This window comes from Gordonia hirsuta DSM 44140 = NBRC 16056 (assembly GCF_000333015.1).
Taxonomy (GTDB): domain Bacteria; phylum Actinomycetota; class Actinomycetes; order Mycobacteriales; family Mycobacteriaceae; genus Gordonia; species Gordonia hirsuta.
The window spans coordinates 20,024-40,343 of the sequence record NZ_BANT01000029.1; the positions used below are offsets into that span (position 1 = coordinate 20,024).

Annotated in this window: 17 protein-coding genes; all 17 read right to left on the bottom strand. The window is 67.8% G+C overall.

The genetic code is table 11. From position 1 onward, the window contains the following. Positions 1-45 precede the first annotated feature (45 nt). The 17 genes from fadD32 to sigK all read right to left on the bottom strand — a co-directional run bounded on the left by fadD32 (position 46) and on the right by sigK (position 20,238). Positions 46-1,950, bottom strand: coding sequence for a long-chain-fatty-acid--AMP ligase FadD32 (fadD32, locus tag GOHSU_RS11045; protein WP_005941329.1), 1,905 nt, complete (start codon positions 1,948-1,950; stop codon positions 46-48). Positions 1,951-2,097: 147 nt separating this feature from the next. Next, positions 2,098-3,102, bottom strand: coding sequence for a TIGR03621 family F420-dependent LLM class oxidoreductase (locus GOHSU_RS11050; RefSeq protein WP_005941331.1), 1,005 nt, complete (start codon positions 3,100-3,102; stop codon positions 2,098-2,100). A gap of 125 nt (positions 3,103-3,227) precedes the next feature. Next, complete coding sequence (locus GOHSU_RS11055) at positions 3,228-4,190, bottom strand: cutinase family protein (protein WP_005941333.1); 963 nt, start codon at positions 4,188-4,190, stop codon at positions 3,228-3,230. 3 nt (positions 4,191-4,193) lie between these two features. Beyond that, positions 4,194-4,751 carry a DUF732 domain-containing protein gene (locus GOHSU_RS11060; RefSeq protein WP_005941336.1) on the bottom strand — a complete coding sequence of 186 codons (558 nt, stop codon included), beginning with the start codon at positions 4,749-4,751 and terminating at the stop codon, positions 4,194-4,196. A 109-nt stretch (positions 4,752-4,860) separates the two neighbouring features. After that, on the bottom strand, positions 4,861-6,240 hold the full coding sequence (locus GOHSU_RS11065) for an alpha/beta hydrolase-fold protein (protein WP_005941338.1): 1,380 nt from the start codon (positions 6,238-6,240) through the stop codon (positions 4,861-4,863). Positions 6,241-6,431: 191 nt separating this feature from the next. Beyond that, positions 6,432-7,439 (bottom strand): alpha/beta hydrolase, encoded by a 1,008-nt coding sequence (locus GOHSU_RS11070; protein WP_005941340.1) that lies wholly within the window; start codon positions 7,437-7,439, stop codon positions 6,432-6,434. A gap of 324 nt (positions 7,440-7,763) precedes the next feature. Then, a complete protein-coding gene (locus GOHSU_RS11075; protein WP_024332568.1) occupies positions 7,764-9,860 on the bottom strand; it encodes an arabinofuranosyltransferase AftB family protein in 2,097 nt (698 codons plus the stop codon). Then, a complete protein-coding gene (locus GOHSU_RS11080) occupies positions 9,847-10,758 on the bottom strand; it encodes a decaprenyl-phosphate phosphoribosyltransferase (protein ID WP_005941346.1) in 912 nt (303 codons plus the stop codon). Before GOHSU_RS11080 ends, GOHSU_RS11075 begins: the two co-directional genes overlap by 14 nt. A gap of 10 nt (positions 10,759-10,768) precedes the next feature. Continuing rightward, positions 10,769-11,371, bottom strand: coding sequence for a phosphatase PAP2 family protein (locus GOHSU_RS11085; RefSeq protein ID WP_005941348.1), 603 nt, complete (start codon positions 11,369-11,371; stop codon positions 10,769-10,771). Then, positions 11,352-13,253, bottom strand: a complete 1,902-nt coding sequence (locus GOHSU_RS11090) for a glycosyltransferase (protein ID WP_005941350.1) — start codon at positions 13,251-13,253, stop codon at positions 11,352-11,354. Before GOHSU_RS11090 ends, GOHSU_RS11085 begins: the two co-directional genes overlap by 20 nt. A 21-nt stretch (positions 13,254-13,274) precedes the next feature. After that, positions 13,275-14,483, bottom strand: a complete 1,209-nt coding sequence (glf, locus tag GOHSU_RS11095) for a UDP-galactopyranose mutase (protein ID WP_005941352.1) — start codon at positions 14,481-14,483, stop codon at positions 13,275-13,277. 72 nt (positions 14,484-14,555) lie between these two features. Next, positions 14,556-16,265: a SpoIID/LytB domain-containing protein gene (locus tag GOHSU_RS11100; protein WP_005941354.1), complete on the bottom strand. Its 1,710-nt coding sequence runs from the start codon at positions 16,263-16,265 to the stop codon at positions 14,556-14,558. A 218-nt stretch (positions 16,266-16,483) separates the two neighbouring features. Further along, a complete protein-coding gene (locus tag GOHSU_RS11105; RefSeq protein WP_005941356.1) occupies positions 16,484-17,332 on the bottom strand; it encodes an HAD family hydrolase in 849 nt (282 codons plus the stop codon). Next, entirely contained in the window at positions 17,329-18,108 is a 780-nt protein-coding gene (locus GOHSU_RS11110) for a lysophospholipid acyltransferase family protein (RefSeq protein ID WP_005941358.1), read from the bottom strand. The genes GOHSU_RS11105 and GOHSU_RS11110 overlap by 4 nt, the downstream gene beginning before the upstream one ends. 1 nt (position 18,109) lies before the next feature. Continuing rightward, positions 18,110-18,907 carry a lysophospholipid acyltransferase family protein gene (locus GOHSU_RS11115; RefSeq protein ID WP_005941360.1) on the bottom strand — a complete coding sequence of 266 codons (798 nt, stop codon included), beginning with the start codon at positions 18,905-18,907 and terminating at the stop codon, positions 18,110-18,112. Positions 18,908-18,971: 64 nt separating this feature from the next. Then, positions 18,972-19,691 carry an anti-sigma factor gene (locus GOHSU_RS11120; protein ID WP_005941363.1) on the bottom strand — a complete coding sequence of 240 codons (720 nt, stop codon included), beginning with the start codon at positions 19,689-19,691 and terminating at the stop codon, positions 18,972-18,974. Continuing rightward, positions 19,684-20,238, bottom strand: a complete 555-nt coding sequence (gene sigK / locus GOHSU_RS11125) for an ECF RNA polymerase sigma factor SigK (RefSeq protein WP_024332569.1) — start codon at positions 20,236-20,238, stop codon at positions 19,684-19,686. The genes GOHSU_RS11120 and sigK overlap by 8 nt, the downstream gene beginning before the upstream one ends. Positions 20,239-20,320 lie beyond the last annotated feature (82 nt).

Below are 20,320 nucleotides of genomic sequence, written 5' to 3' on the forward strand. Positions count from 1 at the left end.
TGTCGGTGACATACCGGGCCGTACGCATGGGATTTCACGAGCGGCTCAGTCGCCGGCGTCCGGGAAGGCCGTCTGCTGGTAGCCGCCGCGCAGCGTGCCGTCGACATAGGCGGACTTGGTCGCCAGGCGGGCGATCTTGCCGCTGGAGGTGCGCGGGATGGATCCGGCGGGCACCAGCAGCAGGTCGCGGACCATGACGCCGTGCCGGCCGGCCACGGCGGCGCGCACCGCATCGGCGATCTCCTGCGGATCGGCCTTGCGTCCCGGTCCACGCTCGGCGACGATCACCAGCTGCTCGGAGGCATCCTGCGGATCGAAGGTGAGCCCGGAGAAGCCGCCGTCGAAGACCTCCTTGGGCAGCTGGTTGGCCGGCACCGCGAAGGCGGCGACGAAGCCCGGGCGCAGATTGGGGCTGGCCTCCTGGGCACTGAACTCCAGGTCCTGCGGATAGTGGTTCCGGCCGTCCACGATCACCAGGTCCTTGACCCGGCCGGTGATGTAGAGCTCACCGTCGTAGATGACCCCGTAGTCACCGGTGCGCATCCAGTCGGCGTCTTCGGAGACGCCCGCGGAGTGGCTGCCCTCGGGCAGCGGGTGGACGAGCTTGTTGTGGAAGGTCTCGCGGGTCTCGTCCTCCTTGTTCCAGTAGCCCTTGCCGATGTTGAGGCCGTGCAGCCAGATCTCGCCGACACGGCCGTCGGGCACCTCGGTGGCGGTCTCCGAATCGACGATGCAGGCCCACTGGCTCAGGGCGACCTGTCCACAGGAGACCTGCGCGATCGCGTTCTCGTGGTCCTCCGGCACCGGTACGAACTCGCCGGCGTTCAGCTTCTCTCTGTCGACATAGCTGATCAGCGCTTCATTATCACGCTGAGTCGCCGAGACGAACAGGGTCGCCTCGGCCATGCCGTAGCAGGGCTTGATCGCCTTGGGCGACAGGCCGTACGGCTCGAAGGCCTCGTTGAACTTGCGCATGGAGGAGACGGTGACCGGCTCGGAGCCGTTGATCAGACCGATCACATTCGACAGGTCCAGTTCTTCGCCTTCGGCGGGCAGTCCGCGGGCGGCGGCGTGCTCGTAGGCGAAGTTCGGCGCGGCGGCGTAGGTGGGCGCACGGTCCTCGGCGGCGGCCAGTTCGCGGATCCACCGGCCGGGACGGCGCACGAAGGCCGCCGGACTCATGATGGTGATGTACTTGCCGCCCAGCGCGGGCAGAATCACCGTCAGCAGGCCCATATCGTGGAACATCGGCAGCCACGTGACACCGCGAGAGTTGCGGTCCAACTCGATGGTGTCGTAGATCTGCAGGCAGTTCGCCGCGACGGCCTCGTAGGTGATCTCGACGCCGGCCGGTACGCGGGTCGAACCGGAGGTGTACTGCAGGTAGGCGACGGTGTCGCGGTTGTGGTCCTTGCCGGCCACCGGGGCCACCCAGGACGAGCCCACCGAATCGGGGACGGCGTCGACGGCGATCACGCGGGGGCGTTCTTTGGCCGGACGGTCGGCGAAGAAGTCGCGGACGGCTTCGGCGGATTTGGTGGAGGTCAGGATCGCGGTCGGCCGGCAGTCGGCGAGTACCGCGGTGAGACGGTCGGTGTGGCCGGGTTCGTCCGGACTGAACAGCGGGACGGCGATGTTGCTGGCGTAGAGCGCGGCGAAGAAGCCGATCACGTACTCCAGGGACTGGGGGGCGAGGATCGCCACGCGGTCGCCGGGCTGGGTCACCTGCTGCAGGCGCGCGGCCACGGCGCGCAGGCGCTTACCGAACTGAGCCCAGGTCAGATCCTGCGCTTCGCCGTCGCGCTCCCGGCTGTAGTCGATGAACCGGTAGGCCAGCGTGTCGGCTTCCTCCCGGACATTGCGCTCGACGTAATCGACGAGGGTGGCTTCCTCGGTGAACCGGAGGTTGCCGCTCTCGTCGAGAAACTGCTCGAACTCGGTATTCAGCATTTCCAAACTCCTGTGCCGCGGTCGCGGCGTCTTCTCGTCTCGCACTCTCGGCGCCGTGCGGCCCGCCCCCCACGGATCCGGCGCCCCTGCCTGTGCCTGGCGCGCGACGGGTCTCGCCGGTCCGTGGCACACAAAACCTAATTGATTCTACTCCTCCTGCAATAGCGGGATCACCGGTGCAAAGGTATCGGTCTGTCCCGGGAAGATTCCGACGTAACTCATGGTGGTTCTGCGGCGGATCTCGCGGATCTGTTCGGCGATCTGCGCAGCGCTCCCGAAAGCCAGGTACGGCGACTCCAGCAGGTCGTCGACAGTCAAGTCCACATCGCGGGCGATCGTCGGCGGATAGCCGCTGTCGAGCGCCTGCAATGCGGTTTCAGCGGCCCGGACCCGGTCGTCGGTGAGAACCACCGCCGCGATCGTCCAGTTCAGCTCGATGTGGTCGAACCGGTCACCGGCGGCCTGGCGGATCCGGTCGATCCGCTCGAGCGTCTTGTCCATCGTCATATCCGAGAGCCGCATCCGCCCGTCGGGGGTCGAACCGGTGGCCACCGAGATGATGTCGGCGTGTTTGGCCGCCAGGGCCAGCATGCGCGGGCCACCGGCACCCACCGCGATCGGCGGGCGGGGACCCTGCCGCGGACGCGGACTGCCCTCCAGGCCCCGAACGTGGTAGAACTCACCCTCGAAATCTACGGTCTCCCCGCGCAGGAGCCCGTCGAGGATGGTCAGCGTCTCGTCCAGGCGCCGCACCCGCTGGCCGGGGGTGCCGAAGTCGATGCCGGCGGCGTCGAACTCGGACTTGAGCCAGCCGGCACCGACGCCCAGTTCCAGCCGGCCCTTGGACAGCACATCGATGGTGGTCGCCTCTTTGGCCAGGACCGCCGGGTGCCGGAAGCCGTTGGCCAGCACCGACGTGGCCAGGCGGATGGACGACGTCGCCTGGGACAGCGCACCCAGTGCGGCCAGCGGTCCGACCTGGTCGCCGAGATGGTCCGGGACGGCGAAGGTGTCGTAGCCGTACTCCTCGGCGGTCTGCGCGAGCCGGACGAAGCGCCGCGCACCGCCTTCAGCCTTGTTGCCCTCACCACCGGCTCCGAAACGGAACCGGCGCAGGCCCGCGGGGGTCCGGAGAGCCCGATTCGTGGTCACCGGCCGCTGCCCTCCTCCGTCGTCGATTCTTCCAAGCCCAGCAGATCCTGTAGGCCCGTCGGGTCCCACGACTTCCCGTCAGGTCACGAAAAGGTTAACGCAGCAGGTGAACCGACCCCAAAGCGTCAGTCGTGTTTCGGGTGCGGCGCCTCGGTGATCAGCCGTTTCGCCCAGGCGAACATCCACTGCGTGGCGGTGGCCCCGTTCTGCGCCCAGTAGCGGCTGGTGGCGTATTTGGCGTGCACCGGATTGTTGGCCGCATTGGCCAGTTTGCCGATCGCCGAGAACGGATCGCTCACCCGGGGAGAGTCACAGATCAGGTCCCCGGCGGCGCAGATGGAGTAGGTGCGCTCGGTCAGCGTGCCGAAGCCGCCGCGGCGGGCCCCGGTCATCTCGATGCCCGGCACCAGTCCGCCGAAGCTGCCCAGCGCCACCTCAGCGCCGACACCGTCGGGGCTCGGGCCCACATCGTTCTGCTGCCCGGCCTGCCGCCGCCCGTCGGCGATCAGCCCGACGCCCAGCACCAGATCCTGGTCCTGCACGGGGATCGGACCGTGGCCGTTGCCGATGTCACCGGCGATGTCCCCGGCGATCACCGCTCCCTGGGAGAAGCCCATCAGGAGATACCCGGTCAGCGGGCAGTGGTCATAGGTCCGGGTGATCTTGTCGACCGCCCGGCGCTTACCTTGCGCACGCGAGACGTTGTAGTCCTGCTGCTTATCGGTCAGTACCGTCGGATTGCGGAACTGCGCCACGTACGGAACGGTGTACACCTCGGCGCGCGAGGACGGGAAGTTCGCCTGCAGGGCCTTGGTGACGCGCAGCATCAGGGAATGGCGGTTGGCGGTGGGTCGGTAAGGGTCGTCGTTGGCCTTGGATTCCCACGTGCCCGGGATCGACACCACCAGGACGTCCGGGCAGTCGGCGGGCTGGCTGTCGGCACGCGGCGGTGCCGAGGGCGTAGGCGGAACACCCGGCGGGGGAGGCGTGGGCCGCAGAAACTGGAAGATCAGGACGATCACCAGGATGATGGCGACGAGCGCCAGGAATCCGAAGCCGAACGCCACCTTACGGAAGCGGCGTTTCACGGGTCAGCAGAGATTCTTCTCGGCGGCGGCGATCAGTTTGTCGGCCTGGACGCCGGCTTCCTGCTCGCTCTTGGTCATCGGGCCGACGCCGGCACGGACGTAGACCCGAATCACCGTCGGATCGGTCTTCTTCTTCCGTTCCTGACACACGTAGTGACCCCAGGTGAGTGCGACGTTCTTATCGTCGTCGCCCATGAAGGAGACCTTGTCGCGCTCCAGCGCGGCCAGATACTTCTTCTCCTTATCGGTCAGGTCACTGCGCCCGCCCTCGGGATTGCCCGGTGCCGACGAGGACGCTTCGGGTTTGGTGGCCGGCAGTTCGGTCGAGGCCCTGGACGCTGCGGCGTGGGCGCTGCTGGAGGCTGCAGCCGCAGAGGAGGCGGCCGACTGCTCTGCCGAACCGGCCGAGGCCGCGGGCGAGTGGCCAGGCATCGTGGCGATGGTCGCATCCTGAGTGAGCGGTGCCGTTGCGGTCGAGGAGTCGCCGCAGGCGCTGATGCCGACTGCTGTCGCAACGAGTGCGGCGCACAACACGAGGCCGCGAGAGAACTTGCCAGTCATGCCGTCGAGGCTACCTTCCGTTCGACCCGAGTCTGTCCCTGGCAGGGTATTCACCTGCATAAACATGGTGAATACTCAGACGATTATCAACCTGGGAGCCGCAGTCACCTCACGGCTTGGCTTCCACACGGGCGCCCCGGCTCGGCGTCCAGGTGATCTTCCCGCGCTCAAAGGTGTTGAACTTGACCTTGCCGTCCCGGCTGGTCTGTTCATCGCTGGTGGGCAGGCCCAACCGGTCGAAGGCCGGGACGTAGGCACCGCCGATGGCACCGGTGACCACCTTGGGCCCCTTGGGCCCGGTGAACAGCCGTCCGTTGCGGAAGTCCTGCGCCTTGCCGCCGGGCACCGCGTACTCGGGAGTGAGGCAACCGCCCAGGCTGCGCAGCTGCTTGGCCTTCTTGAAGGCGTCGCCGACCTTGCAGGCCACCCGGTCGCCGGACAGTCCCAGCGCGCTGGCCGCCTGCGGCCAGGCCTGCTTCATCTCGAACTCCCAGTACGGCCAGGTGTGCGTGCCCGAGGGCCGGTAGACGGCCTGCGCCGGGATACCCAGGGAATTGAGTTTGCTGGCGAACTGCTGGCTGGTGGTACGGGAGAGCACTTCCAGGCCGACACCGGAGTAGTTGGTCGCCAGTAGCGGAATATCGCTGGGCTTATCGTGTTCGCCCACCATGCCGTTGCCCGAGGACACATAGAGGCTGGTCCCGCGCAGCTGGTCGGCCAGCAGATACGGGTCATGCTCGGCCCAGGCCGGATCGCTCGGCGGACCGAACATCTTCATCGAGTCGTAGCCGCCGCCGTCGCGCAGGGCGAACTGAATGGCCTGCGGCATGCCGTAGGAGGTCAACTGCAGGATGCCCGAGTACGACGCGGCGTATTTGAAGAAGCCCGGGTTGCGCGCGGCCAGCATCATCGCCGCCGAGCCGCCCATCGACAGACCCTGCACGCCACGCACATCGGTCGAGCGCCACTGGTCCTGCAGGATCGGCGGCAGCTCGTGGATCAGGAAGGTCTCCCACTGGTAGTTCTTGCCGCGATCGGGCTGCTTCCAGTCGGTGTAGAAACTGGACTCACCGCCCACCGGCAGCACGACGTTGACGTTCTTGTCCTGATAGAAGCGGGCGATGTCGGTGTTGATGATCCAGCCGTTCTGGTCATCCTGCGCACGCAGACCGTCCAGGGTGTACATCTGCGGGAACTTCGCATCGAGCTTGTACCACCAGTCGCGGGCCAGCAGCAGCTGCACCTGGATCTCCTGCTTCATCGCCGGGGAGAAGATCCACAGGGCGACCCGGTTGGCGTCATACCAGACGGTCCGGGTGACGCGTGCGGCCGGCGCGGCCGGCGGCGGCGCCGGAGCGGCCGACGGGGCGGGGCGCTCGGGGGCCGGTGCCGGATCTGCGGCAGCCTGGCCGGCGAGGGGGAACACCAGCGCCACCGTCGCGGCAGCGACGGCAGCCGCTCGCGCCCTCTTGAGATTCCACACCGTCACGTCCGTGCTCCTTCACTACTGCCCTGGACTCGGCTTCCCCGACCGAGTTATTCACTCTCACCGGCGGCCCCGCATCCGGAGATGCGAGACGCCTCACGTGTGTTTCTACACGTGAGGCGTCTCGATGTCCCCGCGCCACGCTGTGGCGCATGTGAATTTTGTGACTAATGTTTCGTAGTCACGGAGCTAGGTCAGCGGAAGAAGCCGCGTCGCTGTGCGTCCCAGACCATGTCCTGCCAGTAGCCCCAGGCGTGGGTGCCGTTGGCGTAGTAGGTCAGCGGGTTCAGGCCCTGGGCCCGGGCAGCCGCGTCGAAGGCGACGGTCTGCGTCAGTGCCAGCATCTCCAGCGGGGTGCCCTTGAACAGGTCGTCGCCGATGTTCTGCGGGTAGTTGTACTTGCCGAAGAAGCCGTTACCCGAGCCGATGTACAGCTTCAGGCCGTGCATCCGGTTGATCAGCATGAACGGATCGTTCTGCGGCCAGCGCGGGCTCCACGGCGGGCCCCACATGGAATCGATGTTCCACGGCTGCGGGTCGACGTCGAGCATCGCCAGGCGCAGCAGGGTGCGCATACCGGGGGCGGTCAGGTAGTTGTAGCCCGACAGCGAACCGGCGGCGTGGTACAGATCGCGACGCTGCGCGGCATGGGTCAGCGCGGCGTTACCGCCGGACGACAGGCCCATGATGGCGTACTTGCCGCCCTTGCCCTTGAAGCCGCGCTGCTTGAGCGCAGGCACCAGGCGCTTGTCGATGACGCAGCCCCACTTGTAGGCGCGCTTCTGGTTGTTGAAGTTCGACGGTGCATCCCAGTCGGTGTAGAAGCTGGCCGGGCCGCCGATCGGCTCGACCACGTTGACGCCGTGGTTCACCAGTTTCTGAACGTTGGTGTTGATCTCCCAGCCGCTGAAGTCGTACTGGGCGCGCATCCCGTCGAGCAGGATGACCGTGCGCTGGTTGCCCGGCTTGAACCAGGAGCGGACCTTGACCTTGCCCGGCTTCATGGACTTATTGCCGAAGGCGCCGTTGGTCGGCATCCCGCAGGCGTCGATCCAGAACTCCTTGACACCCGGGTGCGGCACCCGAGCAGAGGCCTGGCCGGCGCCGATCGCGGTGCCGAGAAGGCCCATCGCGGTCAGCAGGGCGACCAGAACCGCCGTCAGCCGGCGACCGGCCTGCGGCTTATTCTTCGCTACGCGCATTACTGCTCTCTTCCTAACTTTCACCGGCTGTCAGCGCCTTCTCAGGTTCTGCACAGCTCTCGTCTCTTGCGTCGGGTCTCGCGACTAGACACACGCCACATCCGTAACTGGATTGACGGAAGCCTATCGGCCTGGCCCACCACGCCCCAATACTGTGACGTTCCTCACAGTGTCGGTTCTGGTTTTCGCGCGGATCCCGTCCAGTGCCTGGAAGAGGCCCGGTCGGTCACCACCCATACCATCGTTGGGTCATCGCAGGACGTTACCGTTTCGAGATAAAGATTGCTACTTCCGAGTCGGGACCGACTCTGTTCCCGGCCCGGTTCACCGCGGATGCTCCGCCGGAGGCGTCAGACCGCAGCGCAGAATCTCGTACTCGGGCTGGCGCACGATCCGGTAACTGTTGAATTCAAAGGCCTGTCTCAGGTTGTGCCGGAAGCGCGTGAACGACCAGGTGTCCTTGTAGGAGGCGAACCGTGCCTGCGTCTGCGGGCAGGTCAGTGCCACGTTGGCACGCCGCACCTCCAACGCCGGAATGTACCCGGGCAGACCCGGTCCACCGGCCACGCCGCCGCTCTCGGCCACCACCCACGGCGTCGGCAGATTCTTGTCGTGCCCGATCCGCCCGTCGGTGAGCCTCTCGGTGTGCGCGGCCAACGGATAGGCCAGACCCATCTGATCGACCACCCGCACGTCCAGCGGAGCGTTCATCCCGGTCATTCCCAGATTCAGGAAATACAGCGTGGTGCGCTGCTGCTGGTGCGGCAGCAGATCATCGCGCAACGGCACCACGTACCACTCGTCGTAATTGCCTGACGGCAGGATCAGCCCGCCGGTGTCTTTGAGCTCGTCGATGCGTTCCATCATCGCGCGCATGCGCGGGTAGTCCAGATAGTCCTCGGCGGTGACCGGGTTCTCATTGGCCATATTGGCTACGTAGAAGCGCCGTTCGTCGACGATCCCGTCCCGGCTGATGTCCATACCGGCGGCGGAGATCACCTCCTGGGAGACCGCCGCCCCCCACCAGATGGTCCCGCCCACGGCCAGGATGATGAACGACGCTGCGGCCAGGCGCCAGCGGGCGATGGCGGTGCGGGCCGTCGCCGGGATGGTGGCCGGGACCACCATCACCGGCAACAGGATGATGAAGAACGGTGCCAGCAGCACCCGTCCGTGCATGAAGTCGCCACCCTGGCGGGTCCAGTAGAGGGTCAGCAGCACCCCGGCCAGCACCACCGTCACAACGACCGTCGACGGCCGTTGCAGCCGGCGCTGAAAATCGGTCCAGCCCCGCGCCAGGCGTTCACTGGCGGTCACCGGCGCCGCAGCACCGGCGTCTTCGTCCGTTTCGTCGGCCGCGGTGCTCGCGGCCGACGCACCCGCGCGCACCCGGGTCGCCACGACGACGCCGGCGACCAGCAACGCCATGATCACCGGCAGCAGCAGAATGTACGGGCCGAACAGGTTCTCCAGGTAGAGCCAGCCCTGGCCCCACTTGGCGCCGCTGGCGTCCTTGGCGATGGCCGGATTCGGCACGAGCACCGCGTAGTAGCCCATCCGGAAGATCTGATAGGCCACCGGTACGGCGGCGGCCATAACGATTACGCCGAGGCGCAGTCGCCAGCCGAGCGGTGCGGCGACCAGCACCAGCAGCACCAGTCCGCCCAGAACCGCCATCTCCGGACGGATCAGCGGTGCCAGTCCGGCCACGAACGCCAGGAACAGCAGGGCCGCATTCGAGCCTCGAGTGCGCGGCGCCGCGCCGTCGCGGCGTGCCCACGCTAGGAACAGGCACCACAGGCAGGCGATCCAGAAGATCACCAGACCGTTCTCCAGACCGCTGGTGGCGAAGTCCCGGGCCGGGGGCAGCGCGATGTAGATCACCGAACCCAGCGGCAGCAGCAGCGTGACACCACGGGCGGCACCCGGGGCGCTCAGGTAACGGCGTCCGTACAGGCGTGCGGTGCCGTACATCGCGATAGGAATGGCCGCCACCGACAGGATCAGGGCGGTCCACAGGACGACGTACTCCAGCTGAGCGCCGGTGACCCAGGCCCAGAAGGTCAGCAGATAGGTCCAGGCCGTGGAGGTGTTGGCCTCCACGCGTTCACCGGCGTTGAACACCGGTCCGTTACCGGCCAGCAGGTTCCGCAGGGTCCGCAGCACGATGAGGCCGTCGTCGGCGATCCAGCGCCGCTGCCAGGCGCCGATCGCGAAGAACACGGTCACCCCGACGGTGGCGATCAACCAGCTGAGCCCGGGAACCAGCAGACGGCGGTCGGTCAGCACCGCCTTCAACCGGTTCGGTGCGGCAGCGGAGTTCGAGTCAGCCGAGTTCGAGTCAGCGGCATTCGAGGCAGCGGGGGTGTCGGCGGCGGCGGGCGAGCGGTCCGCCGTCGGCTCCGGGTCAGGACGGGACATAGACGGCAACCGCCACGAGCACCACCCAGGCCACCGCCAGCAACTGCAGGATGCGGTCGCCCAGCGCAATCTCTTCGGGTTCGCCGGCCACACCGCCGTCGACGTCGACCGCATATCGCAGGATCGCCACGGTGAACGGCACCATCGACAGCGCGTACCAGACGTTGTCCTCGTGGATGTTGTCGAACGCCCACAGGCCGTAGCAGAGGACGACGGCGGTGGCCGACAGCGTCCACACGAAACGCAGGTAGGTGCTGGTGTAGTACTCCAGCGACTTGCGGATCTTGGCGCCGGTCCGCTCGGCCAGCTGCAACTCGGCGTAGCGCTTGCCGGCCGCCATGAACAGCGAGCCGAAGGCCATCACCAGCAGGAACCACTTGGACAGGTCGATGCCGGCGGCCACACCACCGGCGATCGCCCGCAGCAGGAAGCCCGAGGAGACGATGCAGATGTCGATGACGGCCTGGTGCTTGAGACCGAAGCAGTAGCCCAGCTGGACCACCAGGTACACCGCGATGGTGACGGTGGTCTGCCAGTTCGCCAGGAAGGCGATGCCCAACGCGGCGGCCATGAAGACCACCGCCAGCGCATAGGCCAGATTCCGCGGCACCACCCCGGCAGCGATCGGCCGGAATCGCTTGGTCGGATGTGCCCGGTCGGCTTCGACGTCGAGGGCGTCGTTCACCAGGTAGATCGCCGACGCCGCCAGACAGAAGGCGATGAAGGCGATGCCGACCTTGCCCATCCGGGAGGCGTCGGTCAGCGCATCGGTGCCCGCGGCCATCGGTGCCGCCAGCACCAGGACGTTCTTGACCCACTGGCGCGGACGGATCGCCTTGACCAGACCGGTCGCCAGGTTCTTCGGCGGTCCGGCGACCTTACCCTCGGTCTCGCTCATCGGTTGTTCCTCACTTGTCGAGCATGTCGGCCGCGATGACCGCACCGGCACTGGCGGCGCCGAGCAATGCTCCAGCTGCCACATCGGAAGGGTAATGGACGCCGAGCACCAAGCGGGACGCCAGCATCGGCGGAACGATGAGGGCGGGCACCGCGACCGGGGCCAGCCGGCGAAGGCGGGAGCGCTCGGCGCCGGTGCCGGCGGCCGCCGCGCGGCCGAGAAGAATCGCCGCGGCGGTGGTGGAGGTGGCGTGACTAGACGGGAAGCTCAGCTTGCTGGGGGTGCCCACGCCGATCGCGATGTCCGGGTGGTGCGGTCGCTTGCGGCGGACGATGCGCTTGAGCACCACCGAGGCCGCGTGCGCCCCGAAGGCGCCCACACCCGCTTCGAGGTAGCGTCGGCAGCGTTCGGGTTCACCGGTGGCGGTGGCCACCAGGGCGCCGGCCGCAGCCAGGCCCATCCAGCCCAGCGCGTGCTCGCCCAGGTGACTCAGCCCGCGGGCGGCCGGAAGCACACCCGGCCGGCCGGCCAGCGCCGACTGCACCCCGATCAGGATCTTCTCTTCCCCGCGCGGAGCCTGCCGCGCCGTCGCATCAGTCGATTCCGTAGACATGCGCCCAGCTCTCCTTGCTCGCCAGTTCCTTGTGTGCCGCACGGTATTCGATGCGCATCTCGTCGAAGCGCTCGCGCAGCTCCTTCTGCAGGCGGGCCGATTCGCGGGCCAGCTCGAGCATCTTGTCCCGGTCGCGCTGCCGGTACACCACTCCCCGGCCGTCGGCCGTGGTCACCGTGACCCCGTCGACGCGGCCCAGGGAGAACCAGCGGGCCTCGATCGGCGGATAGTTGGCCTGCGGCACCTGGTGGTGACGCGGATCGGCCGGGCGCGCATTGTTCACCACGGCCCCCAGCAGCGCCTTGGCCTTGGCGATCGGCCCGGCGGGCTCGTTGACCCCCAGATGGGTGGCCTCCCCGGAGGTGCGCGGCAACTCCTCAGCTGAGTCCAGCACCACCGCATCGGGGTAGCCCTTGCGGATCTGTGCGACCTTGCCCAGCGCGGTCGGCAGGATCTCCCGGATGTGCATCGGGCCCGCTAGGAAGTCGCGCATCGCCTCGTTCTGGATCGCCACGGTCGAATACTCCAGGCACAGCAGATGTTTCGCGGTCGCCTTGGCGTGCGAGGTCAGAATGCCCTTGATCGGCCCGTCGGTGTAGAGGGAAGCCACCACCAGCCGGTTGCGCAGATGGAAGTAGGCTTGCCAGTCGATGGCGTCGTCCTTATCGCTCCAGGCCATGTGCCAGATCGCGATGCCCGGCACGGTCGCCGTGGGGTAGCCCGCCCGGCCGGCGCGCAGCGCATACTCCCAGTCGTCCCACTTGATGAACAGCGGCAGGGGCAGACCGATCTCCTCAGCCGCCACCCGCGGGATCATGCACATCCACCAGCCGTTGCCTTCGACGTCGATACGCCGATGCAGGTTCTTGGAATTGTCGCGATCGCTGAGCGGGTACTTGGCGAAATCGTGGTCGTATTCGACGAACGGCGCGGCGGTCCACATGAACTTGTGATGGTCGATCACCTCGCCCATGCAGTGCAGATGGCTGCGGTCCTGCAGGTTGAGCATCTGACCGCCGACCAGCATCGGCTTCTTGGCGTACCGGGACATGGCCAGGGCGCGCAGAATCGAGTCCGGCTCGATCATGATGTCGTCGTCCATGTACAGCACGTACGGGCTGTCGGTCAGCCGCAGCGCCTCGAACATGATGCGCGAATAGCCGCCGGAGCCGCCCAGGTTGCCCTGGTCGAAGATGTGCAGGCGCTCGCCCAGTGCGGCGGCGGCCTCGGTGTAGCCGGGCTCGTCGACCACCTTCCGGGTGCCCTGATCGGGCATCATCACCGCGTCGATCACCGAGTCGACCAGCGGGTCGGAGGTCAGCGCGGCCAGTGCCGCGACCGCATCGGTGGGCCGGTTGAAGGTCGGGATGCCCACGGTGATCCGCTTGTCGGGGGTCCCGGCGGGCACCTCCTGCGGGGCGTACCAGCCGGCGGCGACGATCTCGGTGGCCGTATCGGTGGTGACGTCGAACCAGATCCAGCCGCCGTCCTCGAACGGCCCCAGATCGGTCTGGAACTCGAAGACCCCGCGGCCGGTCTCGTCGACCTCGACCAGGGCGCCGCCGATGGCGATGCGCGAGCCGTCGATCTTGGAGCGGTACAGGTCCACCCGGGCGCTGCCGACGATCTCCACCCGCAGCACGACGGACTTCAGGATGGTCCAGCGCCGCCAGTAGGACGCGGCGAAGGCGTTGAAGTAGGTCGCGAAGCTCACTTCCGATTCGGCGCCCAGGCGCACGCTGGTGCGGTCAGGAGCGTGGGCGCGCGCCTCGTTGCGGTCGGATTCGACCAGGTACAGCGAGCGCACATCGAGCGGCTCACCCGGCCGCGGAAGAATCACCCGCTGCAGCAGCGAGACCGCCGTGGTGTCAGTAGAAGTCATCTCGTCGATTCGATTCGTCGGTTACGCCTGGGCCCGCTCGGCCAGCGGTACGCCGTCGGCCAGGTGCGGTCCCAGCGTGTTGTCGAACATGGTCAGGGCACTGGCGATGGCCATGTGCATGTCCAGGTACTGGTAGGTGCCCAGCCGGCCGCCGAAGAGCACGCCGCGCTCGGCGGTCTCGGCCTTGGCCAATTCGCGGTAGGCGGCCAGGCGCTCGCGGTCCTGGGGGGTGTTGATCGGATAGTAGGGTTCGTCGTCCGCCCCGGCGAAACGGCTGAACTCGCGCATGATGACCGTCTTGTCGGATGGGTACTCGGTGCGCTCGGGGTGGAAGTGCCGGAACTCGTGGATACGGGTGAACGGCACGTCGGCGTCGTTGTAGTTCATCACCGAGGTGCCCTGGAAGTCACCGACCGGGAGCACCTCCAGTTCGAAGTCCAGAGTGCGCCATCCCAGCTCACCGGCCGCATAGTCGAAGTAGCGGTCCAGCGGCCCGGTGTAGACCACCGGCGCCTCGGGGCTGGCCACCCGCAGCTCGTCGCGCACATCGAACCAGTCCGTGTTCAGACGCACCTCGATGCGCTCGTGCGCGGCCATGTTCTCCAGCCACGCGGTGTAACCGTCGACCGGCAGACCCTCGTAGGTGTCACTGAAGTAGCGGTTGTCGAAGTTGTAGCGCACCGGCAACCGGGTGATGTTGCCCGCCGGCAGGTTCTTCGGATCGGTCTGCCACTGCTTGGCGGTGTAGTGCTTGATGAAAGCCTCGTAGAGCGGACGCCCGATCAGGCTGATCGCCTTCTCTTCCAGGTTCTGCGCATCGGCGGTGTCGATCTCGCTGGCCTGCTCGGCGATCAGTGCCCGCGCCTCGTCCGGGCTGAAGTAGCGGCCGAAGAACTGCGAGACCAGACCCAGACCCATCGGGAACTGATACGCCTGCCCGTCGTGCATGCAGAACACGCGATGCTGGTAGCCGGTGAAGTCGGTGAACTGGTTGACGTACTCCCACACCCGCTCGTTGGAGGTGTGGAACAGGTGCGCACCGTACTTGTGAACCTCGATACCGGTGGTCGGCTCGGCTTCGGAGTAGGCGTTGCCACCCAGGTGGTCACGACGTTCGACGACGAGGACACGCTTGCCCAACTGGGTCGCGGCGCGTTCGGCCACGGTCAGACCGTAGAAGCCGGAACCGACCACGATCAGGTCGTATGCACTGGCGCTGTTTTCCGTCACAACTGTTCAGGCTATCGGACCGAACCTGAGTGTTGACCAAGGCGCGGCGACCGCCGGATGAAGATCACCCCGTCAGTCCAGCGCGTCGGCCTTCGGGAACCCCAGGACCTCCAGGCCGCCGCCGTTGAGGAAATCGGTCAGCGCCTGCCCGAACAGCGCCTGCGCGCCGGTCGCCGGGCTGTAGTAGATGATGCCGTTGGCCAGCACCTGCACCAGCCCGTGCATACCCTGACCGTCGGTCACCAGCTCCGGTTTGGCGACCGTGCCGGTCGAGCCCTGCGAATTGTCGCCGCGCGTGAGATTACGATCGACGGTGCCGGTGGACCCGTTGGCGTTGTCACTGCGCTCCCGGCTCACCGTTCCGGTCGACCCCTGCCAGTTGTCACTGCGAGCGAGAGCGACCTGCTTGGCCGACAGGGCGCCGGTGCCCACGGCGATCATCTGCTCGATGATCGGGGTCAGCTGGCCGGTCACCGCCGACAGGTCGCTGAGTCCCAGGGCCGACAGGTCCGGGACCGACCCCGACAGCAGTGCGGTCAGCGGACTCAGGTCCAGGAAGTCACCGAGGCCACCGCCCGGTGCGGCCGGGCCCATCGGCGGTTTGACGATCTTGGGCATCGACTTCTGGCCCGCAATGGAGAACCAGCCGGACTTGAGCTGCAGCTTGCCGCGCACCTCTTCGCCGGTGGCCTCGACCGTACGGTTGGAACCGACGATCCTGGCCTTGACCACGCGGCCGCTGCCGGCACCGAGTCCGTTGGCCTCGATCACCTCGAAGCTCCGGAAGGCGCCGACACCGAACGCCGAGGCGACGCTGGCGGGGCTGACCGTGGCGGTCCAGGTGTGCGTCGGAGACACCTTGTCTCCGTCGTCGATCACCGCCGGGAACTCGCCGCCGGCCGTGTAACCGCCCGTCGACGCCGAGAACTCGGTCAGCGCCGGCTTGCCGTTGCGCAGCCGGACCTGGCCGGCCGTGGCGTCGGCGGCCCGGTTGGTGCGCGGATCCTCCCCGGAGGCTCCGTGATAGACCTGCGACTGCTGGGTGTTGTTCATCTTGCGGCCCGAGGCCAGCCCGGCCAGCACATACGAGCGTGCGGCCACGGCCTGGGCCTTGAGGGCCTCGAAACCGCCGGAGTCGGCCCAGCCGGGCACCGATTCCTTGGGGATGACCCCCTTGACGTAATCGTCGACGTGCAGCTTATTGGAGACGCCATCGCCGGTCAGACCGAGTGCGCCACGGTACTTGTCACCGCCGCCGCAGAAGGTCAGCAGCTCGTCCACCGGCCGATTGGGGGCGGGGTTGACCGGCTCGACCCACTGGGCCGACACCGTCTTCACCATGGCGCCGCCGCAGCCCTGCGTGATGGTGGCGTTGCCCCCGGACAGGCTGACCGCCTGTCCGGGAGCCACCGTCTGGCCACCCACTTTGGCACCGGCGTCCGCGCGGACACTCACCGACTGCTTCTCGCTGAGCGAGACGGTGACGTCGGGGTTGTCCACCTTCCCCGCGGTCGTGTTGCCGTAGTAGTGGCGCAGGATCTTGTCGGCCTTCCAGCCCTGTTTGGCGTAGCCGTAGGCCCCCCACTGACCCATCCCGCGGCCGTGCCCGTGTCCGTGTCCGGTCAGCGTCAACGGCGCATCCGCGCGCAACGAGATGCCGGTGCTCTGGATCCACCCGGTGCCGCCGACGGCCACGCCGCCGGCCAGCAGCACAGGTGCCAGCCCGAGGGCGGCGAAGGTCAGGGTGCGCTTCTTAGCTCGGCCGGGTCGGGTTCTGGGCACTGCATTACCTCAGTTCGCGCGGGACCCCAGCTGCAGCCTGTGGCCCGTGTGATTAATGGGACTAATGTGACAGTAGTGATGGCGGGGGTGGCTGCACAAGCCGGGCGGGTCACAACAGGGTCACGCTTATCGAACACCTATCGAACATGCCGCGAACGCGGCAGCAGGCATGGCGCGGGCGACCGGAACGGTCGCTGCGGGAGCCGATCAGCGCGGGATCAGAACCAGCGTTCGAGGACCTGGGCCAGACCGTCCTCGTAGTTGGGCGGGGCCACCTCGTCGGCGGCCGCCAGCGCCGCGGCATCGCCGTGGCCCATGGCCACACCGCGCGCCGCCCAGCGCAGCATCTCGATGTCGTTGGGCATATCCCCGAAGGCGATCGGCGCCCCGCCGGGCAGTTCGGTGTTGGCCATCAGCCACTGCAGCCCGCTGGCCTTGTGCACATCGGGCACCGACAGTTCGATCAGGCCGGTACCGATGGAATAGGTGACCTCGGCCAGGTCGCCGACGGCCGGACGCACCAGATGCGCCATCTCCCGCGAACTCATTCCGGGAACGCGGGCCAGCAGCTTCACCGCCGGCAGCGCGAACAGGTGCTCATCGCTGACCTGGACGTGATCGGGATTGAGCCAGGCGTGCTCGTAGCCGGCCGTGGCCACGAACGGCGCGGTGGCCGCGTCACCGGCACCGGCCTGTGCGACGGTCCCGGGCCGCTCGGCCGCCAAGCCGACGTGCGGCAGCCGCTCGGCGATGCGCTGCGCCAGCACCCGCAGAACCGCCGGTTCCAGCGCCTGCACATGCAGGATCCGGTCCTCGACGACGTCGTAGACGATGGCACCGTTGGCGCAGACCGCATAGCGGACCGCGGCGGGCGAATCGGCCAGCTGATCGGCGATCTGCGGAATCCAGCGCGGGGGGCGTCCGGTCGCCAGCACCAGTTCCACTCCGGCCGCCCGGGCCCGTTCCAGGGTCGCTCGCGTGCGCGGGGTGAGCTGCTCGTCGTCGTCGAGCAGTGTTCCGTCCACATCCGAGGCGATCACCGACGGCGGGCCCCAGACCGCGGTCACCGCTGCTGCTCCCGGTCACCGGCGGACCGCTGGGCGCGGCGCCGGGCCTTCTCGACGGCTTCTTCTTCCTCGACCACCAGGGCCTCCTCGGGTGTGGGGGCGCCGCCGCCGAGCCGCGCGGGCAGCCAGTCCGCGCCGGCGGGCGCCTCGGGATAGTCGTCCTGTACCTGCCGCAGCAACTGTTCGATCGCCGCGTACAGCCGTTCGATGGCGTCGTGGACGTCCACATCCGACTCGAACCTGATCGGTTCGCCGAACCGGACATGGACGGGGATGCGGGCGAAGCCCATCCGCCGCCGGGTGCCCTTGCTCCATTGCCGCTGCGCACCCCATTGCGCGGCCGGCACCACCGGGACATCGGCTTCGACGGCCATCCGGACCGCCCCGGTCTTGAACTGCTTGAGCTCGAAACTGCGGCTGATCGTGGTCTCCGGATAGACCACGACCGCTTCACCGTCCCGCAGCGCCCGCACCGCCACCCGGAAGGCCTCGGCACCGGCCGAGCGGTCCACCGTCACCGCCCGGGTGTGTTTGACGATGAACCGCATGATCGCCACGTCCATCACCTCGGACTTGATCATGAACCGGGCACGACGGCCCCGCCGGTACAGGCCCAGCGCCGGCGGCAGGAAGTCGGTGTAGCCGTTGTGATTGAGCGCCAGCACAAAGCCGCCCGACGACGGGATGTTGTCCAGTCCGTCGTAGCGCCGACGCATCCCCTGCGCGCGCACCAGTGCGCCCGCGGTGATCTCCAGGGTCCGGAAAACAGGTTCCATATCAGTCCTGTGCGGCACCGTCGCCGTCGTCGGTGCGCCCCTGCGCCGCCCGCCGGGCCGCCTTGGCCTCGGCATCGGCGGCATCCATCGCGTTGGCCTCGGCCAGCGTGGGCGCTCCCCCACCGAGCCGGGCCGGAACCCAGAACTCGCCGGCCGGGTAGGGGCCGTTCCACTGCGCATACACGTCCTGCAGTTCCAGCAGTTTCGCCGACATCGACTCGTGCAGCCGCTGGGTGATCTCGGCGGCGGTGCCGTTGGGCAGGATCGGCTCGGCCACACCGATGGCGATCTTGAAATTGTGACGGCCCATCGCCTTCGGGTGGCCCTTGGTCCAGATGCGCTGGGCGCCCCAGATCACCGTCGGGATGATCGGGGCCCCCGAATCCAGTGCCATGCGGGCGGCCCCGGACTTGAAGTCCTTGATCTCGAAGCTGCGGCTGATGGTGGCCTCGGGGTAGACGCCGACCAACTCGCCGCTGCGCAGATAGTCCACGGCCATGTCGTAGCTGGCCGCACCGTTGCCGCGGTCGACCGGGATGTGCTTGAGCGCACGCATGATCGGCCCGCCGACCTTGTTGTCGAAGACCTCCTGCTTGGCCATGAACCGGACCTTCCGTTTGCCCTGCAGGAAGGCGGGGATACCGGCCAGGGTGAAGTCGAGGTAGCCGGTGTGATTGATCGCGACCACCCCCGGCCCGGTGACCGGGACGTTCTCGACGCCGGAGATCTTGAATTTGAGGCCTTGCGCGAGCCACAGCGTCCGAGCCATGCCGATCACGGTGTCGTAGACGGGTTCCATACTCGTCGACACTAGTCGGGTCCGCCGACAGCGGGGCGGCACCGGTGCGGGTTCGCCGCCGGCCTCAGGTCAGTGGGAGCGTCGCGACCGGCTCACCGATCCGCTGCTCCGGTGTGGCCGCATCCCCGACGGTGAACGACACCGCTGTGGCCCCCCGCATGCCCTCGATGACGGCGGTGGTCGAGGATCCGATATCGGCGTCGGTCATGGTCCCGGCCAGCCGCGGTCCGCCCGGTCCGTCCAGCCACATCTGATAGATGGTGCCCGGCGCCGGTTTGGGCACCTGATTCATCACCAGAACGCCCTCGCCGGTCGACGGCGAATAGGTGACGGTGGCACGACCACCGGCGACCTCGCCGCTGGTGGTCTGCACATCCGGTGCCGCGAAGATCTCCTCGACGCTCGACTGGCGGCCCGGCGCATCGCGGTCGCCGATCGCGTACCCGATCGCCACCCCGCCGACACCGACCACGACCGCCGCAGCCGCCGCAGCGGCCAGCATCCAGCCCGGCCGGCGGCGCCGGGAAGGTGCACTCGCCACCGGCTCATCGTCGATCTGCGCCAGCAGCCGGCCGCGCAGCGCCGCCGGGGGTTCGGCCGCCGTGGCACGGCTGAGTCCGGCCAGCGCCTCACGCACCTCGGCGACCTCGGCGTCGAACTCTTCGCGCCGGGCCGGCGGGGCCTGGGCCACCGTCCTGAGCAGCCGCGCACGCTCGACGTCGTCGAGAGCGTCGAGGGCGAACAGCGCCGCAGCTGCGGTCAGGTCCTCGTCGTCGTCAATCACGTTCGAGGCACCCCCTCAGTCTCTTGAGTCCGTCCCTGATCCGAGTCTTGATCGTCGGCAGCGCCACCGTCAAACGTTGTGCGACCTCCCGATAGGTGAGGCCCTCGTAATAGGCGAGCGTCACCGCCTGTACCTGCAGATCGGTCAGCGTATCGAGGCATTCACGGGTCCGTCGGGCCTCGGCCCGGGCGACGACATCGTCTTCCAGATCGTCGGTCGCCTCGGCGAAGTAGACCCGGCCGAAGCGTTCCTCCCGTTCGGCGGCCGAGGATTCCGACCGGACCCGGTCGACCGCCCGGCGGTGACCGATGGTCAGCAGCCACGACAGCGCACTGCCCTTGGCGGCATCGAACTTCCCGGCGTCGCGCCAGACCTGCAGATAGACCTCTTGGGTCACCTCTTCGCTGTATCCCTGATCGCGCAGCACCCGCAGCACCATGCCGTAGAGGCGCGAGCTGGTCAGATCGTAGAACCGGACGAAGGCATCGCGGCGACCGTCGGCCACCTGCACCAGGAGCTGGTCAAGGAGCACACCGTCCGCGGTCACGCGCCACTCGCTCTCAGATCGACACTTCGCATCGGAGAACACTCTAACCGGCGCCACCGCCACGGACATGCGAGCCGCCCCT

Excerpts from the sequence above, each read along its gene's own strand:
- fadD32 (WP_005941329.1), bottom strand. The coding sequence starts at position 1,950 with ATGCTGAATACCGAGTTCGAGCAGTTTCTCGACGAGAGCGGCAACCTC.
- GOHSU_RS11060 (WP_005941336.1), bottom strand. The coding sequence starts at position 4,751 with ATGACTGGCAAGTTCTCTCGCGGCCTCGTGTTGTGCGCCGCACTCGTT.
- GOHSU_RS11070 (WP_005941340.1), bottom strand. The coding sequence starts at position 7,439 with ATGCGCGTAGCGAAGAATAAGCCGCAGGCCGGTCGCCGGCTGACGGCG.
- GOHSU_RS11075 (WP_024332568.1), bottom strand. The coding sequence starts at position 9,860 with ATGTCCCGTCCTGACCCGGAGCCGACGGCGGACCGCTCGCCCGCCGCC.
- GOHSU_RS11080 (WP_005941346.1), bottom strand. The coding sequence starts at position 10,758 with ATGAGCGAGACCGAGGGTAAGGTCGCCGGACCGCCGAAGAACCTGGCG.
- GOHSU_RS11085 (WP_005941348.1), bottom strand. The coding sequence starts at position 11,371 with ATGTCTACGGAATCGACTGATGCGACGGCGCGGCAGGCTCCGCGCGGG.
- GOHSU_RS11090 (WP_005941350.1), bottom strand. The coding sequence starts at position 13,253 with ATGACTTCTACTGACACCACGGCGGTCTCGCTGCTGCAGCGGGTGATT.
- GOHSU_RS11110 (WP_005941358.1), bottom strand. The coding sequence starts at position 18,108 with ATGGAACCTGTTTTCCGGACCCTGGAGATCACCGCGGGCGCACTGGTG.
- GOHSU_RS11115 (WP_005941360.1), bottom strand. The coding sequence starts at position 18,907 with ATGGAACCCGTCTACGACACCGTGATCGGCATGGCTCGGACGCTGTGG.